Origin of the sequence: Pseudochrobactrum sp. Wa41.01b-1 (assembly GCF_019464455.1) — a bacterium.
GTDB lineage: Bacteria > Pseudomonadota > Alphaproteobacteria > Rhizobiales > Rhizobiaceae > Pseudochrobactrum > Pseudochrobactrum saccharolyticum.
This window is the reverse complement of record NZ_CP080493.1, coordinates 204303-222073: the sequence shown is the minus strand read 5'-3', so window position 1 is coordinate 222073 and position 17771 is coordinate 204303. Positions and strand designations below refer to the sequence as shown.

Genomic DNA, 17771 nt, shown 5'->3' with positions numbered 1-17771 from the left:
TTCCGGTATAAAACCACGAAACATTGGCAGAGTGGACAGAGAAGATTGGCAAATCTCCACAGATGCTTTATCAGATTGCGCAGTTAAATGAACAAAATGGTAAGACAGTGGACGAACTCGACCAGAAACTCATCACCCTGCTCCGTCATAATGCGCGCCGCAGCATCTCCGATTTGGCTCTGGATGCCGGTGTTTCACGCGCCACTGCCCGTGCCCGTCTGGAGCGTCTGGAAAAAGACGGCCATATTCTCGGCTATACGGTTATTCTGCGTGCGGACACGGTTGAGCAGGCTGTTCGCGGCATTATGATGATCGAGATTGAAGGCCATGTGACAGAACGCGTAGTGAAAGCGCTGGGCGGCTTCTCCGAAATTTCTGAAATTCACACCACCAATGGTCGCTGGGATCTGATTGCCGAAATCAATGCCGATACGCTGAGCGACCTCGACAGTGTGCTGCGTCGTGTCCGTCTGGTTCCGGGCATTACCAATAGCGAAACCAATCTGTTGCTGGCCACACCGCGAAGTACCAGAGCACGGCTGTAACCACACAGACACAGTATCAATCCGATCTTTGATTAAATATGATTAATTTACTCAATTATTAAATTACATATTTGCAAAATACGATAAATCCTCCTATGGCAGCGCATATCTATTAACAAAGCTTAAACAACCATCCTCCCAAGGAGTTGCGCTGATGTCTGCTTATGCTGCTGGTGGTTCTGCCACCGGTGCACGCAATTTTTCATGCCTGCATAAATTTTCACTTTTCTTTCTCACTACGACAGTTTTAAGCACTGCTGCATTTCTGAACCTTACGCCTGCGGCCCTCGCCCAGACGGTACAGCCAAAAAAACAAACGGAAAAACAGCAGGCCGATAATGCATCCGGCACATTACAGCTGAATACAATTACTGTCGGCACCGGCACAGTCGGCTCCGGCAGCTACGGCACAGATGCCCCGAATATTGTCACCATCGACCGCGAGACAATTGACCGTGTTCAGGCTGCCAGCCTGCCGGAACTGGTAAAACAGACGCCGGGCGTCACCATGCTCGGCGGTGTGCGCATTCAGGGTCAGAGCATTGCCATTCGCGGTTTTGCCCGTCAGACCGATGTGCGTATTGTCATGGACGGCGCGCAGAAGAATTTCGAGCGCTACGATCAGGGAACCGTCTTTATCGAGCCTGAACTGCTCAAAAGCGTTGAGATCGAAAAAGGCGCAACTTCCATCAAATATGGTAATGGCGGTTTCGGCGGCACTATCAAGATGGAAACCAAAGACGCAGCCGATATGTTGCGCGAAGGTGAGAACTGGGGACTCTGGTCAAAGACCGGCTATCAGACAGCCAATAAAGGCTGGGTGCAGAGCGGCGCTGTTTATGGCCGCACAAATTATAGCGGCATCAATTTTGACGGTCTTGCAGCAGCCACATGGCGCAAGACTGAGGACATGCGTATCGGCGGCGGTGAGCGCTATAATTTCTCTGACAGCAAGCTCACATCCTTCTCCGCTAAGGGCAGTGCCAGCGCTGACGGCCATGAGCTGAAAGCAACTGCAAGCTACGGTATGAGCGAGAATTGGGGCCCGCCTGCAGCTATTCGCGGACAGGTTGAACCGATTGGCAGTGATGTTAAAAAATACGGCTATTATGAAGCGATCCGCCGCCGCCTCGCCTGGCGCGACCTGAAAGATTTCAGCTCATCCGTTGAGCATAAATTTTCCGGTGACAGCGATCTGGTCAATACGCGCCTGATGGTGAGTTATGCCTTTACATCGCTTTATGCCGAGCGCCCTGATGGGGTGAGCACATCTGCATCCCTTGGCGGCAAGTGGAACGAATCCAAATATTCCGACCTGCGGATCGAAGCAGAAAACACATCCAATTTCACGCTCGGCGGTTTTAATCACAGCCTGAATTACGGCATTCAGCTACAGCGTCACAACCGTGATATTGTCATGTATGCCGATACTTACAAAAATAATGCCAATTATAATTACGGCTATTTTGCTCCGTATAATATGCCTGAAGGCAAGCAGGAAACGTTCAGTGCTTTTGTGATTGATAAGATTGCCCTGACCGATCAGCTGACCATTATTCCGGGTCTGCGTTATGATTATGTGCGATCAACAGGCAAGCCCAACGCAGCAAAGACCTATAATAATCCTGCTGCCGGTCATGATTACAGCGCAGTCAGCCATGACGGCCTGACACCGGGTCTGAGCATGACCTATGACGCAACCTCAAATCTCCGTCTGTTTGCTGATTGGGCCTATGCAATGCGTATGCCGAATATTGATGAGCTCTACTCCACACAAAGTGCCAGCAGCAGCCTGCCACGCACTAGCCGTGACCTTGAAGTGGAGCGCAACAACAACTTCCAGATTGGCGTTGAAACCATTCACAACCAGCTTTTCACCAGTGATGATCAGCTGAAAGTGCGGGCAACAGCTTATTATAACCATGTTACCAATCCGATTAACCGGCGTTTTGGCACTAAAAACATGCCAGAAAAACGCGGAGATGGTGACACTTACTGGAATATGCCGTCCTACTACTCTGCCGGTATCGAGATTTCAGCCCATTACGACACAACTTATATGTTTGCCGATGCGGCCTTCTCTACAATGCATGGCAGCCGTCATGGTGCGCTGAATAATATCTATGGCTATAACACCTATCTCAAGGATCTGGCACCGGCGACACTGGTGACAACGCTGGGCTGGAAAGTGCCGGATTATGATCTGACGCTGGGCTGGACAGGGACTTTTGTTGCCAGACAGTCCAAGACACCGCATAATCAGAATGGCGGCGAATATGCCCGCCCTGAAAGCGCAGGCTATGGTATCCATGATCTGTTTCTGACATGGGCACCGCAAAGCGGTATGATGAAAGATACCAAGCTGGATATCGGTCTCGACAATATTTTTGACAAGAAATACGAACCTTATCTGAGCGACGGCATTACCGCCATGCCTGGCCGTAATTTCAAAGTCAGCCTTAGCAAGAAGTTCTGAGACACAAAAAAGCCCCGCAAAATGCGGGGCTTTTTATTGGGTAATTATCTCAGAGAGTTTTTGCTAATTGGCAACCGGCAAGATCAAAGGGATTTTGCAAGCTTGTCGAAAGCCATCAGTGTTTCAAGCAGACGCGGCATGTCTTTCAAAGGCACCATATTCGGACCGTCGGAAGGTGCATTGTCCGGATCCTGATGCGTCTCAATAAAGACACCCGCAACGCCAACCGCGACCGATGCACGGGCAAGAGTTTCAACAAATTCACGCTGACCACCACTGGTTTCACCCTGACCGCCCGGTTGCTGAACCGAATGGGTTGCGTCAAAAATCACCGGTGCACCAAGACCCGCCATAATCGGCAAAGAGCGCATATCCGACACGAGTGTATTATAGCCGAAAGATGCACCACGCTCGGTCAGCATCACATTCGGATTGCCGCTCTCCACCACTTTGGCCATGACATTTTTCATGTCCCATGGTGCCAGAAACTGACCTTTTTTGATATTGACCACACGGCCGGTATTGGCGGCAGCAATCAGCAGATCAGTCTGACGGCAGAGGAATGCCGGAATCTGCAGCACATCAACGACTTCACCGACAACAGCGCATTGTTCTTCAGTATGCACGTCGGTCAGCACCGGAAAGCCGAAATCTTTTTTAAGATCAGAGAAAACTTCCAGAGCCTTTTCGAGGCCGATGCCGCGCTGACCTTTCAGCGAAGTACGGTTGGCTTTGTCGAAGCTCGATTTATAAACCAGACCAATGCCGAGCTTATCTGTCATTTCTTTCAAGGCACCAGCCATATCATAGGCGTGCTCGCGGCTTTCCATCTGGCACGGGCCAGCAATGATCGACAATGCGCCCTTGTTGGAAAACACTACATTGCCTGACGGCGCCTTAACCTCAACAACAGGATTGGCAGTCATATCTGTTCCTCAAAATTGAAAAGTACCTGACTTTTCCCAATAAATAACGGCGCAGGTTAATTTGCGCAGAAAACCGCAACGCGGTTTCATAGTCAGCATATGGACATTGCAGACCGCAATATCCAGTCCTTTTGATAAAAGCAAAACGGGCACTGTTAAAGTGCCCGCTTCAGATCTTAAACCAGACGGCTCTGAGTGACCGCTGCCTCGATAAAGGAAGCAAACAGCGGATGCGGCTCAAACGGACGCGATTTCAGCTCCGGATGATACTGCACGCCAATGAACCACGGATGATCAGCATATTCGATGGTTTCCGGCAGAACACCGTCAGGTGACAGGCCGGAGAAGGTCAGACCGGCTTTTTCAAGCTTTTCCATGTAGTCAATATTGACTTCATAGCGGTGACGATGACGCTCATGAATATCTGTCGAGCCATAAATATCCGCAATACGGGTGCCGCTTTTCAGCATGGATTCATAGGAACCCAGACGCATCGTACCGCCGAGATCACCGGACGCAGAACGCTTCTCCAGCATATTGCCTTTGAGCCATTCCGTCATCAGACCGACAACCGGTTCCTTCGCAGGACCGAATTCTGTAGAAGATGCATCTTTGATACCGGCGAGATTACGCGCGGCTTCAATACATGCCATCTGCATACCGAAGCAGATACCGAAATAAGGAACTTTATGCTCACGGGCAAATTTTGCCGCAAGAATCTTGCCTTCCGCACCGCGCTCGCCAAAGCCGCCCGGCACCAGAATGCCGTGAACTTTTTCAAGATAAGGTGCAGCGTCTTCGCTCTCAAACACTTCCGCTTCGATCCAGTCGAGATTGACTTTCACGCGGTTAGCAATGCCGCCATGGGTCAGAGCTTCGATCAGCGATTTATAGGCTTCTTTCAGGCCGGTATATTTACCGACAACTGCAATAGTAACCTCACCTTCCGGATTATGGATACGATTGGCAATTTCTTCCCAACGTTCCATCTGCGGCTTTGGTGCAGGTTCAATGCCGAAAGCAACCAGAACTTCTGAATCCAGTCCTTCATTATGATAAGCCATCGGCACATCATAAATCGACTTAACATCCAGCGCCTGAATAACCGCGCTCGGGCGGACATTACAGAACAGCGAAAGCTTCTTGCGCTCGGATTCCGGAATTTCACGATCCGCACGGATCAGCAGAACATCCGGTGCAATACCGATCGAACGCAGTTCTTTTACGGAATGCTGTGTCGGCTTGGTTTTCAGCTCACCCGCTGCCGGAATATACGGCATCAGTGTCAGGTGAATATAAACGGCTGTGTTGCGCGGCAATTCGTTGCCGAGCTGACGGATGGCTTCCAGAAACGGCATTGCTTCGATATCGCCGACTGTGCCGCCGATTTCGCAAAGCACGAAATCATAATCTTCATTACCTTCCGTAATGAAGTTTTTGATCTCATCCGTTACATGCGGAATAACCTGAACCGTCGCACCGAGATAATCGCCGCGGCGTTCTTTCTCGATGATGTTCTGGTAGATGCGGCCGGTGGTGATATTGTCCTGCTTTGTTGCAGAACGACCGGTGAAACGCTCATAATGACCGAGGTCAAGATCGGTTTCCGCACCGTCATCGGTCACAAATACCTCACCATGCTGGTAAGGAGACATCGTGCCCGGATCAATGTTGAGATAAGGGTCGAGCTTTCTGATCCGCACGCGGTAACCACGTGCCTGAAGAAGAGCCGCCAGTGCTGCTGCAGCTATGCCTTTTCCGAGGGAAGAGACCACGCCGCCTGTGATGAATACATATCGCGCCATGGGCTTATGTCGTTAGACTCTCCTGATTGATTCCGCCACTAAAAAATGACTTTCGTAACGGATTTTTCATTATTCTTAACATTTAACCGCCAAATCCATGAGAGATTTTTTGGTAAAACCCAATTTCACGCAACAACATCACCGTAAGGATTTTTCCCGACAGTGCTGAAATTACAAACTTTGCGTTGATAACGCGCTACGGAAATCTGTTCCGCAGCTCTGAGCAAACAAATAGTGCTTCGACAAACAAATTGCCACTGCTTATTCGCTTGTCCTGAAAAACTTTTTGTAAAACTAAATTTACTTCACAAAAACGCAAAAAGCCGGCCTGAGCCGGCTTTTGTTTTATGTCGGTATAATCAGAGAACGACGACAGTCGCTCCGAGATTTACACGCTCATAGAGTTCCATGACATCTTCATTGGTCATACGGAAGCAGCCATTTGATGCCGAACTGCCGATTGTCCAAGGCTGAACCGTACCGTGAATACGGATATAGGTGTCTTTATTGCCCTGAAACAGGTAGAGCGCGCGTGAACCCAGCGGGTTGCCCAGACCACCATCCATACCGTTTTTGAAACGGCCGTAATGTTCAGGACTGCGCTTGACCATGTCTGCGGTCGGAATCCAGCGCGGCCATTCACGCTTGGCATTGATTGTACCGGTGCCCTTAAATTCCAGACCGACTTTACCGACAGCAATGCCATAACGGCGTGCTGTGGTTGGTGTTTCTACCAGATAAAGGAAATATTTTGCCGGATCGACAACGATTGTCCCTACCGGATAACCCGAGAAGGCAACAGTCTGCGCCTGATATCTCGGATCAATATTATATTTGCCTTTGGCAGCCTTCTGGGTTGTGGCTTTCTTCTTCTCCGGCTTGGCGGCTTTAGCCGTCGTATCCGTTGATGCGGCCGCAGCAGCCGTCTGGGCGGCAGCCTGACCGGTGAGAGCGGAGAAACTTAAGCACAAACCGGCAAAACCGGCGATGAGAACACGGGATGAAATCATGGGGCTTTCTCAAAACACTCTTTTATGTCTCATCAGCACGATGAGCCGAAGATGAGGTGTAAACAGGTTGCTTGCTGATAGGCCAAACTCACCCATCTCTCAACGGGCAATATGTTACCCACAAGCTAATCCCGTCGTCTATGGCAAGCCTGCAACACTTTTATTGCAAAACCCTTAAAATAAAAAAGCCTCCCTAAAGGAGGCTTTTTATCATTCATAAATCCGGCTCTTACTGGGAGCTCGGAACCTGGCTTGCAGGTGCGGCAGGCTGTGCCGGTGTGCTTTCCGGTGTTGTTGTACCACCGCCGAGCTGATCCAGAATACCGTTGCCGCCTGCAGGTGCAGTCTGTGAGTTGCCGGCAGGGATACGGTTGAGAATATCTGTCGGACGCTCGCCGTTCATAGCGATAATGCCCAGAAGCAGCGAAGTTGCAAAGAAACCTGCGCCCAGAATGGCTGTCGTACGGGTCAGAGCATTGGCAGCACCACGAGCCGACATGAAACCTGAACCACCACCGATACCAAGACCACCACCTTCGGAACGCTGAATCAACACAACGCCGACAAGTGCGAGAACGATCAGGAGATGTATAACAATAAGAACGGTTTGCATGGGTTTCCGGACTGCTTTCTTATAGGAGTAGAAACGGCTTTCTACACGGATTTATCCGACAATCCAACCCCCTGCAACCGAATGCTTGCAAGGGATTGATATTTATTCAAATTCAGAGCACGCGATAGGCGTCGCAAATTGCGAGAAAATCGGTAGCTTTCAGGCTGGCACCGCCGACAAGCGCGCCATCCACATCAGCAACACCGAGCAATTCAACAGCATTATTCGGTTTGACCGAACCGCCATAGAGCAGACGCAGATGCGCGCCCTTGGCGCCGAAACGCTCAATGAGCTTCGAGCGGATGAAAGCATGTACCGTGCGCACATCCGAAACAGTAGGTGTCAGGCCGGTACCGATTGCCCATACAGGCTCATAAGCAACAACAGTATTTTCCGGTGTCACACCTTCAGGCAGCGAATCTGCGATCTGCTGACCAACGATTTCGAGTGTCTGATCAGACTGCTTCTGTTCAGCGGTTTCGCCAACACAGACGATCGTAGTCAGGCCGGCTTTCCATGCGGCCTGTACTTTGGCGCAAACGGCTTCACTGGTCTCATGATGATCTGTGCGGCGTTCGGAATGACCGAGGATCACATGGCTTGCGCCTGCTTCTTTCAGCATCAGCGCAGAAATATCGCCGGTATGCGCGCCTGATTCTGCCGCATGGCAATCCTGACCGCCAACGCCGATAGCATCGGTTTCCGGTGTGGCTGCAGCACGCGAAATAAGAGTGGAAGGTACGCAGATCACAACATCGAACTTGCGGCCGAGATCCGTGCTGAGATTGGCAGCGATTGCGCGCAGTTCACCCAGCTGTTCGCCGGTGCCGTTCATCTTCCAGTTACCCGCAACAAGCGGACGTATTTCCGGGGTCATTACACCCTCCTCACCAATGATTTCAGCCGCATTGCATAGCGGCTTCTGACACGGCCTCGCCGGTTTAGACCGGTGCGGCAGAGCCGGTTCGTGCCCAAAACTGAAACCGCTCTAGCAAATTCAGACCTGAAAGCAAATCCCCAAACGCATCGCTCAACATGGCTTTAACGGCAATAATGCCACAATTCTTTTCGTTCTTAGTGCCCTGAAGGCAGGTTTCCGTTTGACTGCATTATCATCGGCGGCTATCCCCTTATTTAACAAAGTGAGTTTACTCCACAAAGGTACTTCTATGCTTGACAGCTTGCGCACTGCATCCAAATCATGGGTCTCGAAATTCTTTCTCGGTCTTCTCGTCCTCTCTTTTGCAGCATGGGGTATCGCAGATGTGTTCCGTGAAGGTTTCAGCGGCAATGCTGTTCTGGAGGCCGGAGGCTCATCCGTATCGCCGACTGAATATCGTCTGGCGTATGACCGTCAGGTGATTGCTGTTTCCAACCAGCTGCGTCAGCAGCTGACCCGCGATCAGGCTAAAGCGCTCGGCATTCCGTCACAGGTAACCGGCCAGCTGGTTGCAGGCGTGCTGCTTGATGAACAGGCACGCCAGATGGGTCTGGGCATGTCGAAAGATCACCTCGCCCGTCTTACCGGTGAAGATCAGGCATTTCTGGACTCCAGCGGCCGCTTCTCCAATAACCAGTTTAACGCAGTGCTGCGTCAGGCCGGTATGAGCGCGCAGGACTATTTCAACAGCCGCACCAAATATGCGCTGCGTCAGCAGATCGTTGAAGCTGTGTCAGACGGCATGAGCGCACCGGACACATTGTTCAAAGCGCTGGCGCTTTATGACGGTGAAAGCCGCACGGTTGATTACATCACGCTGACTCAGGAAAAAGCTGACACAATCGCCACGCCTGACGATGCTGAACTGAAAAAATGGTATGACAGCCATCTCGGCAATTACCGCGCACCGGAATATCGCAAAGTCAGCTATGTGCCGCTTGAAGCGCAGGACATTGTCAACGAAGCTGATGTTATGCCGGAAGAGATTCAGGAATATTACAAAAAGAACATTGCCCGTTTCTCGACTGAAGAAAAGCGTACTCTTGAACAGCTGAATTTCGCCAATGAAGAGGAAGCCAAAGCGGCTTCGGATAAAATCAAATCCGGCACCAGCTTTGCTGATCTTGTTACCCAGAGCGGTAAAAAGCCAGAAGATGTTAAACTCGGCACATTTGTAAAAGGCGATCTGCCGGATGCAGTGATTGCTGAGGCAGCATTCGCACTGCCTGCCAATGGTACAAGCGATGTTGTAAAAGGCGCATTCGGCCCTGTACTGCTGCATGTCAGCGCAATTGAGCCTGCAGCTGTGAAAACAGAAGCAGAAGTTGCACCGGAAATCCGCAAAACTCTGGCTCTGACACAGGCGCTGACCTCGCTGAATGCGGTTCATGACTCGTTTGAAGAAGAACGCGGCAATGGCGCAACGCTGGCGCAGGCTGCTGAAAAGCTGAAGCTCAAAGTTAAAACCGTAGAAGCTGTTGATGTGAACGGTAATGCTCCGGACGGCAAGCCGGTTGCTGATCTGCCGCTGCTGCCTTCCTTCCTGACCTCTGTTTACCAATCGGATCAGGGCATTGATAATGATGCACTGCCAACTCCGACCCGTGGTTATATCTGGTATCAGCTGGATGGCGTGACACCTGCCCGCGACAAAACATTTGATGAAGTCAAAGATCAGGTTGCAGCCGAGTGGAAACAGGATGAAGCAGCAAAGCGCCTGACAGCCAAAGCTGAAGAGCTGCGCAAGCGTCTTGAAGCCGGTGAAACTCTGGATGTTCTTGCTCAGGAAACCGGCGTTGAAAAACAGACCAAGCGCGGCCTGACCCGTACGGCTACAGATTCTGAACTGTCAGAGGCTGCGGTTGCGCAGATCTTCGGCGGCGCGGAAAATCTCACAGGCGTTGCAAGCGGCATCAATAAAGAAACCCAGATCCTGTTCAAAGTGATTGAGACAACCGAGCCTGCCGGTGTCAGCGCGGAAAGCCTGCCACAGGGCACACGCGATGCGATTTCCTCACGCATTGGAGACGACCTGCTGGAACAGCTGGTTGGCCGCCTGCAGAGCGAATATCCGGTTAAAATCAATCAGACCCTGATGGATCAGGCTCTGTCCTTCTAACGTCTTCTCACTTTGAAGGCAGGCGGAGCCTCACTAAAGATTCGAGTACACTATGTCAGATTTCAAAAGCTACATTGCCAAAGCTGTTACAGGCACACCTTTAACTCAGGCGGAGTCCAAAGCAGCGTTTGACATTATGATGTCCGGTTCCGCCACCCCTGCCCAGATCGGCGGTTTTCTGATGGCTCTGCGCATGCGCGGTGAAGCCGTTGCGGAAATTGCGGGCGCTGTGGAATCAATGCGGGCGAAAATGATTCCTGTCGATGCACCTGCCGATGCAATCGACATCGTCGGCACAGGCGGCGATCAGTCCGGTTCCTATAACGTGTCCAGCTGCGCAGCCATTGTGACTGCCGGTGCAGGCGTTACGGTTGCCAAACATGGTAACCGCGCTTTGTCCTCACGCTCCGGTGCGGCAGATACACTGGCAGAGCTCGGCATTAATATTGAAGCCGATCCGGCAACAATCAGCCGCTGCATTCATGATGCAGGTCTCGGCTTTATGTTCGCGCCGATGCATCACTCTTCCATGCGCCATGTCGGCCCTGCCCGTGTAGAGCTTGGCACCCGTACAATTTTCAACCTGCTTGGCCCGCTCGCCAATCCGGCTGGTGTTAAGCATCAGCTCGTCGGCGTTTTCTCCCGCGACTGGGTACTGCCGATCGCTAAAGTGCTGAAAGAACTCGGTTCAGATCATGTCTGGGTTGTTTATGGCGATGGTCTGGATGAAATGACCACCGCAGGCACCACCAATATTGCAGCGCTGCATAATGGTGAAATCACCGAATTTGAAATCACACCGGAAGAAGTCGGCCTGAAGCGCGTTGCTTTTGACGCTCTCAAGGGCGGCGATGCCCAGCATAATGCAGCAGCTCTATTACGTGTACTTGGCGGTGAAGCCAGTGCTTATCGCGATATCGTGCTGCTCAATGCCGGTGCTGCATTAGTGATTGCCGGTAAGGCCAAAGATATCAAAGAAGGTATTGCCCTTGCTGCACAGTCGATTGACAGCGGCGCGGCAAAAGCCAAACTCGATCAGCTGATTGCTGTATCGAACAGCAAGACAAGTGAATAAAATGACCGATATTCTCAAAAAGATCGAAGCCTATAAGCTTGTTGAAATTGCAGAAGCCAAAGCGCGTTTGCCATTGGCAGACGTGAAAAAAGCTGCTGCCGATCAGGCGCCTGCCCGTGGCTTCCTCAAAGCATTGGAAGTCAAGCAGGCTGCCGGTTCTTTCGGTCTGATTGCGGAAATCAAAAAAGCCAGCCCGTCCAAAGGTCTGATCCGTCCGGATTTTGATCCGCCTGCATTGGCAAAAGCCTATGAAGATGGTGGTGCGGCCTGTCTTTCAGTTCTGACAGATACACCGAGTTTTCAGGGTGCACCTGAATTTCTGCAACAGGCACGCGCTGCCTGCTCCCTTCCAGCGCTGCGCAAAGACTTTCTGTTTGATCCTTATCAGGTCTATGAAGCGCGTCATTGGGGTGCGGATTGCATTCTCATCATCATGGCAAGTGTTGATGATGCTATGGCGAAAGAGCTGGAAGACACAGCCTTTTCGCTCGGCATGGATGCATTGATCGAAGTGCATGATGAAGCGGAAATGGAGCGGGCACTCAAATTGTCTTCACGCCTGCTCGGCATCAACAACCGTAACCTGCGTACCTTCGAAGTCGATCTCGCAGTTTCTGAACGTCTGGCAGCCATGGTGCCGGATGATCGCCTGCTGGTTGGTGAAAGCGGTATCTTCACGCATGATGATTGCCTGCGTTTGCAGAAATCCGGCATCTCCACCTTCCTGATCGGGGAAAGCCTGATGCGCCAGCAGGATGTGGCCAGTGCAACCCGCAAACTCCTGACCGGCAAAGAGTAAGCCATGAGCAAGCTGACACATCTCGATGAAAGCGGCGCTGCGAATATGGTCGATGTCGGCGACAAAGCCGAAACTGTGCGCATTGCTACGGCTTCGGGTTGTGTCACGATGCAAAAGCAGACGCTTGAGCTGATCCTTTCCGGTAATGCCGCCAAAGGCGATGTAATCGGTACCGCCCGTCTTGCCGGTATTATGGCCGCCAAGAAAACATCTGATCTGATACCGCTGTGCCATCCGCTGATGCTGAGCAAAGTCTCGGTTGATATCGAGCCGGATGAAGCCTTGCCCGGCTTGCGGGTCAGTGCAACGGTCAAACTGACTGGCAAAACCGGCGTGGAAATGGAAGCGCTCACAGCTGTCTCCGTCGCCTGCCTGACGATTTATGATATGGCCAAAGCCGTTGATAAAGGCATGGTCATCGGCAATATCGCCGTCGACAGTAAAACCGGCGGTAAATCCGGTGACTGGCAGCGCTCTTAGCATATCGCTCTTATTTTTACGGGGTAGGTTTCATGGCATTATTACCGGTTGATGAAGCATTGCGGCTTTTGCTGGCGGATAAAATGCCTTCCGGCCATGAGCAAGTCGCTCTGCATGAAGCCGGTGACCGTGTTCTTGCTACTTCGATCTTTGCCTCATTCAATCAACCGCCCTTTGATGCCTCGGCTATGGACGGCTATGCCATTCGCTTTACCGATGCAGAACAGCTGCCTGTTACACTGAAAGTCATCGGCGAATCTGCTGCAGGTAAAGGCTTTAACGGCACAGTCCGATCCGGTGAGGCTGTGCGTATTTTTACCGGTGCACCAATGCCTGCCGGTGCTGACACGATTGTCATTCAGGAAGACACGCAGCAGGAAGGCAATCTGGTCACATTGTTGCGGGATGTGGACAAAAACCGTCACATCCGTTTCAGCGGGCTGGATTTCAAAGACGGCGAATGCTTGCTGCAAACCGGTCATCTGCTTGATCCGGCATCGCTCTCTTTGGCTGCAGCGTCCGGCCATGCGCAATTGCAGGTCTATAAACGCCCTAAAACAGCTATTCTTGCTACAGGTAATGAGCTTGTGCCTGCGGGCACTGTTCCTGCGGCAGATCAGATCGTCAGCTCCAACAGTTATGGTGTCGCAGAAATTGTACGGCGCAATGGCGGCACGGCAGATGATCTGGGTATTGTGCCGGATGATCTGGCACTTATCGAACAATCCATTCGCAATGTTGCAGCTTCGGATGCCGATATTCTGATTACGCTGGGCGGCGCATCCGTCGGCGATCATGATCTGGTGCATAAAGCACTGACCAATTGCGGCGTTGAACTCGGCTTTTACAAAATCGCCATGCGTCCGGGCAAACCGCTGATGTTCGGCCAACTGGAACGCGAAGGTAAAGCGCCCCTGCTCGTTCTTGGTCTTCCAGGTAATCCGGTTTCCAGTCTCGTTTGTTCCTATGTGTTTCTGGCTCCGCTGGTTGCGCGTCTGGCAGGCAAAGCCGCGACCACCTATATTGCCAGCGCCAGACTGGCACAGGACATGGCTGCTAATGGCAACCGCCGCGATTATGCCCGTGCGGCACTAACCCGCAACAGCGACGGTGAATTACTGGCAACGCCTCTGCCGGTACAGGATTCTTCCATGCTGACCGTCATTACCCGTGCGGATGCTCTGCTGATCCGTGAGCCTTTTGCTGAGGCAGCCAAAGCCGGAGATCGCTGTCAGATCCTGATGATACGCTGAAATCCTTAAACAATCGGATTAATCATTTTTAAAGCCTTGCAGAACAATACTGGAACATATAGTGTTCGTTCTGGGTTTGTTTTAAAAATTGATTCTCGCAACCGCGCCCCGTGCATGCGGTTCTGCGTTTAGTCCGCACGACTTCTGTATCTGCGGCAGCTTCTGTCTGCCCGCAGATATGTTTTAGGCTTTGGGAGCGTATAATGCTGACGCGTAAGCAACATGAATTATTGCTGTTTATCCATGAACGTCTGAAGGAAAGCGGCATCCCCCCTTCGTTTGACGAGATGAAAGAGGCACTTAATCTTGCATCAAAATCCGGTATTCACCGTCTGATTACGGCTCTGGAAGAACGCGGTTTTATCCGCCGTCTGCCAAACAGAGCGCGTGCGCTTGAAGTTGTGCGCCTGCCGGATTCGATTGCACCGGGCCTCAACAGCCAGAAGAAATTCTCACCAAGTGTCATTGAAGGCGATCTCGGCAAAAAGAATGTCACCGAACTGCCTAAAAAAGCAGCGCCTGCGACAGAATCCGAAGCACCTGCCGGTATCAGCGTTCCTGTGATGGGTCGCATTGCAGCCGGTGTACCGATTTCTGCGATCCAATCCCAAACCCATATGATTACCCTGCCGCCGGAAATGCTTGGCAGCGGTGAGCATTATGCGCTGGAAGTCAAAGGCGACTCGATGATCGAAGCCGGTATTCTCGATGGCGATACAGTGATTATCCGTCGTGGTGATACCGCCAATGCCGGTGAAATCGTTGTGGCTCTGGTCGATGATGAAGAAGCAACACTCAAACGCTTCCGCCGCAAAGGCGCATCCGTTGCGCTTGAAGCTGCCAATCCGGCTTATGAAACCCGTATTTTCGGTCCTGACCGCGTACGTGTTCAGGGCAAGCTGGTTGGTCTGGTACGCCGCTACTAATATGCTATCGGCACGAAAACCGGCATTGCTGCCGGTTTTCGACTTCAGGCAGTTCATTGCTCCTGCTGCTCTTTTTTGCATGGGCCATGAAACGTCATTTTATACAGGGCGTTAAACGGCAAGATGATACAGCAAACGCCCTACAAGCCTATGTTTCGCTGCACTATTATGCTGTGACTACGCATTCATAATAGCTACGATCATAAGAAGATGCGGCGGCTCTTATTTCGGATCTTCCAGATTGCGGGCAGCACGGGACCAGAGGCGGTAGCTGTGCCATGGTCGTTGCGGCTCTCCCACTGCAAACACGACCTGAGCCTGTTCCGGCAGATATGCCAAACCAGTTTGATGCACTTGCGCCTTTATAGTCGCGCTTTGCAGCATAGCCGGAAAAAGAGTTTGTGCTGTGTCTGTATCACTGCGACTATCCGGTTTCAGATAAATTTCCGCCACTCCGTGTAGTGCCAGCTGCTGGCGAGTGATGATGACAGGGGCATTTTGCGTTACTGCCGGTGTAATGCGACTGTCATTTCTGTCAGGGCAAGACAGGTTTCCTGCATAAGCGAGAATAATAATATCACCGATAGTACAGGCGACATCTGCCGCAGGCCGGTTTTCGGCATAGACCAACACCTGCCCGTTTTGCAGATCAAAACTGCATAACCCGTCCTCACAGGCAAAACCTTCAGAACTTGCCGCACTGCTACTATCCGGCGTTTTTACCTCATGAATTCTGTAGGCCTTGCGCCAGTTATCGATTGTGAAGGCAGTCGGTCGTGCACGGTTTACATAGAGACTGTTGTTCTGGCGGACTGCAACCAGTCTGGCATCTTCCGAGATAATAATATCCGGCAAAGTGTTCATACTCAGCACAATCCCGCCAATCATCAGGAAGAACAGCGATATCAGTCGCAAATGACTGGTAAAGATCATCGCCGAAAGCATTGCCGCCGTCCAAAGCAACAATACCGGCACGGGCAACAGGCCGGGTATCAGATCAGGGGAAAGTCCGGCAACAAAATGCGCAATCCATTTGACCAGCTCAATGCCTTTGCCCATCACCTGCAATGGCAGCCATTCCAGTCCTAAAGGCATCAGCAGCAGAGATAGCACCGCAAAAGGCATAATCAGTACCGAGATCACCGGCAGTGCCAGTGCATTTCCCAGCATGCCAAGCGGTGCCATATTGTTAAAATGAAAGGCTGCAAAAAGCCCGCTGGCCGTACCGGCCAAAAGCGAAGTCGCCGCAATCCCGCCAAGCCAAAGCCTGAGCTTACCCCCCAATGTCGTCTGCCGCGTCGCCTGTTCATTGCTTTGTCTCTTGCGTAATTTCCACCACGCAAAGCCTGCAATCAGCGCGCCGGTCGCAGAGTAGGACATCTGAAAACTTGGCCCCAGAATTTCATGCGGTGTCACAAGAATACTGAACAACGCCGCAATCGCCAGATTGCGCAAGGTCAGAGCTTTACGATCCAAAATCACCGCACAAAGCATCACGGCCAGCATGATAAAACTACGCTGTGCCGCCACATCTGCACCCGACAAAGCCAGATAAAAACCCGAAGAAAACAGCGAGATCAGTGCGGCGATTTTCTTCACCGGATAATAGAGCGCTAAAGACGGGAATAGTCCGGCAATGCCACGCAGGCTCACCATGACAATTGCTGCTGCCAGTGCCAGATGCAGGCCGGAAATTGAAAGAATATGCGCCAGCCCTGCAATGCGCAGCGCCTCATTGGTTGTCTCGCTGATCCCTGCCCGCTGGCCGGAGATCAGCGCTGCGGCCACCGCTCCCTCTTCACCGGACAGTGCCTGCATAATCCGCCCGCCGATCATCGCCCGCAACTGACCGGTCAGCGCCTCAATTGAAGCAGTCCAGCTCTTTGACACTGCATCACCGGCAAATTCACCATCAACCAGTTTCGGCACACCGAGATAGAAGCCATTACCACCAATGCCGCGAAAATATCCATGAAATGCAAAATCATATTGCTCGGAACGCACCGGCCCGCCATGGGGACGCAATCGCACCGCTCCTTTCAGGACAGAACCTGTTTCAGCCTGCGCAGGTAAATCACGGGCAGAAATCCGCAATCGTTGCGGCGCATAGCGCAGATGCGGTTTTTCCGTTGTCAGCACATCGGCAATAATGCGCCAGCGTCCGGCTTTGCCATTGTCTTCAGCCTCCTGTTCGAGCGAGACAATCCGCGCTGTCAGAGTGGTTGAAACAGAACTGCCAAGCATTTGCGTTGCATAGCGCTGCGTCTCCCATTTCGCAGCCAGCATACCGGTTACAAAGGCTAATATCAGCACAAGACTGACACGCCTTATCAGCGTGTCACGAAGTAAAAACAGCAGCCAGCCAAACAAGCATGTCGGCACAAACAACTCTATCCAGTAAGGTTCAGACTTCAGAGAAAAATAGTGAACCGCCCCTGCACCACTCGCAACGGCCAGCAGCAGGAAAACCGTTCCGCGTTCATATTCAAACAGCAGAGCATCACAAATATTATCCAGAAAACGCTGCCAATATTCGCGCAGATTGAGCCGGATGATCCGTGACCGCTTCCGTCCTTTATAAGCAACACCATCATCGGGTATAAACTCTGCATCCGGCACCGGAGCAAAACCGAGCATGAATTGCTCGGCAGTTAATCCGCTGCTATGTTTCGTCTGGTCAGCCGTACTCCCTGACCCGCCATCATCATGACGGGACTCAGTCTTGCCTGCCTGATGGTCACATTCACCGCCATAACCATTCGCCATGCTGTCTGAATTGCCCCCGCACCTGACAGCTGCACAAT

At 51.8% G+C, this 17771-nt stretch carries 14 protein-coding genes; 8 read left to right on the top strand and 6 right to left on the bottom strand.

Translation table 11 applies throughout. The annotated features are described in order from the left end of the window. The first annotated feature begins 107 nt into the window (after positions 1-107). Both K1X45_RS01045 and K1X45_RS01040 read left to right on the top strand, forming a co-directional pair. A complete protein-coding gene (locus K1X45_RS01045; RefSeq protein WP_028233989.1) occupies positions 108-545 on the top strand; it encodes an Lrp/AsnC family transcriptional regulator in 438 nt (145 codons plus the stop codon). Positions 546-699: 154 nt separating this feature from the next. Beyond that, the gene (locus K1X45_RS01040; RefSeq protein WP_220159545.1) at positions 700-3021 is read left to right on the top strand and encodes a TonB-dependent hemoglobin/transferrin/lactoferrin family receptor; all 2322 of its coding nucleotides are present in this window, start codon (positions 700-702) and stop codon (positions 3019-3021) included. Between the two features lie 83 nt (positions 3022-3104). Here K1X45_RS01040 and kdsA read toward each other — a convergent pair whose 3' ends face one another. From kdsA to tpiA, 5 genes are all read right to left on the bottom strand, one after another. Next, positions 3105-3947, bottom strand: coding sequence for a 3-deoxy-8-phosphooctulonate synthase (gene kdsA / locus K1X45_RS01035; protein WP_220159544.1), 843 nt, complete (start codon positions 3945-3947; stop codon positions 3105-3107). 176 nt (positions 3948-4123) lie between these two features. After that, complete coding sequence (locus K1X45_RS01030) at positions 4124-5752, bottom strand: CTP synthase (protein ID WP_220159543.1); 1629 nt, start codon at positions 5750-5752, stop codon at positions 4124-4126. A 359-nt stretch (positions 5753-6111) separates the two neighbouring features. Continuing rightward, positions 6112-6762, bottom strand: a complete 651-nt coding sequence (locus K1X45_RS01025; RefSeq protein ID WP_022712420.1) for a L,D-transpeptidase — start codon at positions 6760-6762, stop codon at positions 6112-6114. 229 nt (positions 6763-6991) lie between these two features. After that, complete coding sequence (secG, locus tag K1X45_RS01020) at positions 6992-7375, bottom strand: preprotein translocase subunit SecG (protein WP_220159542.1); 384 nt, start codon at positions 7373-7375, stop codon at positions 6992-6994. Between the two features lie 112 nt (positions 7376-7487). Next, positions 7488-8252, bottom strand: a complete 765-nt coding sequence (gene tpiA / locus K1X45_RS01015; protein WP_220159541.1) for a triose-phosphate isomerase — start codon at positions 8250-8252, stop codon at positions 7488-7490. A gap of 292 nt (positions 8253-8544) precedes the next feature. Between tpiA and K1X45_RS01010 the strand changes: the two genes are divergently transcribed. The 6 genes from K1X45_RS01010 (at position 8545) to lexA (ending at position 14967) form a co-directional block, all read left to right on the top strand. Next, positions 8545-10434, top strand: coding sequence for a SurA N-terminal domain-containing protein (locus K1X45_RS01010; RefSeq protein ID WP_220159540.1), 1890 nt, complete (start codon positions 8545-8547; stop codon positions 10432-10434). Between the two features lie 52 nt (positions 10435-10486). After that, positions 10487-11509 carry an anthranilate phosphoribosyltransferase gene (gene trpD / locus K1X45_RS01005; RefSeq protein WP_220159539.1) on the top strand — a complete coding sequence of 341 codons (1023 nt, stop codon included), beginning with the start codon at positions 10487-10489 and terminating at the stop codon, positions 11507-11509. Between the two features lies 1 nt (position 11510). After that, positions 11511-12308 (top strand): indole-3-glycerol phosphate synthase TrpC, encoded by a 798-nt coding sequence (trpC, locus tag K1X45_RS01000; RefSeq protein ID WP_220159538.1) that lies wholly within the window; start codon positions 11511-11513, stop codon positions 12306-12308. Between the two features lie 3 nt (positions 12309-12311). Beyond that, positions 12312-12788 carry a cyclic pyranopterin monophosphate synthase MoaC gene (gene moaC / locus K1X45_RS00995; protein WP_220159537.1) on the top strand — a complete coding sequence of 159 codons (477 nt, stop codon included), beginning with the start codon at positions 12312-12314 and terminating at the stop codon, positions 12786-12788. A 32-nt stretch (positions 12789-12820) separates the two neighbouring features. After that, positions 12821-14041: a gephyrin-like molybdotransferase Glp gene (gene glp / locus K1X45_RS00990; protein WP_220159536.1), complete on the top strand. Its 1221-nt coding sequence runs from the start codon at positions 12821-12823 to the stop codon at positions 14039-14041. 203 nt (positions 14042-14244) lie between these two features. After that, positions 14245-14967: a transcriptional repressor LexA gene (gene lexA / locus K1X45_RS00985; RefSeq protein ID WP_220159535.1), complete on the top strand. Its 723-nt coding sequence runs from the start codon at positions 14245-14247 to the stop codon at positions 14965-14967. 222 nt (positions 14968-15189) lie between these two features. On the opposite strand, the gene K1X45_RS00980 is transcribed toward lexA, so the two are convergent. Beyond that, positions 15190-17733, bottom strand: a complete 2544-nt coding sequence (locus tag K1X45_RS00980) for a ComEC/Rec2 family competence protein (protein ID WP_220159534.1) — start codon at positions 17731-17733, stop codon at positions 15190-15192. Positions 17734-17771: the final 38 nt, after the last annotated feature.

Bases quoted from the DNA above. Each gene is read 5' to 3' on its own strand.
- K1X45_RS01040 (WP_220159545.1), top strand. From the start codon at position 700: ATGTCTGCTTATGCTGCTGGTGGTTCTGCCACCGGTGCACGCAATTTT.
- kdsA (WP_220159544.1), bottom strand. From the start codon at position 3,947: ATGACTGCCAATCCTGTTGTTGAGGTTAAGGCGCCGTCAGGCAATGTA.
- K1X45_RS01030 (WP_220159543.1), bottom strand. From the start codon at position 5,752: ATGGCGCGATATGTATTCATCACAGGCGGCGTGGTCTCTTCCCTCGGA.
- K1X45_RS01025 (WP_022712420.1), bottom strand. From the start codon at position 6,762: ATGATTTCATCCCGTGTTCTCATCGCCGGTTTTGCCGGTTTGTGCTTA.
- secG (WP_220159542.1), bottom strand. From the start codon at position 7,375: ATGCAAACCGTTCTTATTGTTATACATCTCCTGATCGTTCTCGCACTT.
- tpiA (WP_220159541.1), bottom strand. From the start codon at position 8,252: ATGACCCCGGAAATACGTCCGCTTGTTGCGGGTAACTGGAAGATGAAC.
- K1X45_RS01010 (WP_220159540.1), top strand. From the start codon at position 8,545: ATGCTTGACAGCTTGCGCACTGCATCCAAATCATGGGTCTCGAAATTC.
- trpD (WP_220159539.1), top strand. From the start codon at position 10,487: ATGTCAGATTTCAAAAGCTACATTGCCAAAGCTGTTACAGGCACACCT.
- trpC (WP_220159538.1), top strand. From the start codon at position 11,511: ATGACCGATATTCTCAAAAAGATCGAAGCCTATAAGCTTGTTGAAATT.
- moaC (WP_220159537.1), top strand. From the start codon at position 12,312: ATGAGCAAGCTGACACATCTCGATGAAAGCGGCGCTGCGAATATGGTC.
- glp (WP_220159536.1), top strand. From the start codon at position 12,821: ATGGCATTATTACCGGTTGATGAAGCATTGCGGCTTTTGCTGGCGGAT.
- lexA (WP_220159535.1), top strand. From the start codon at position 14,245: ATGCTGACGCGTAAGCAACATGAATTATTGCTGTTTATCCATGAACGT.
- K1X45_RS00980 (WP_220159534.1), bottom strand. From the start codon at position 17,733: ATGGCGAATGGTTATGGCGGTGAATGTGACCATCAGGCAGGCAAGACT.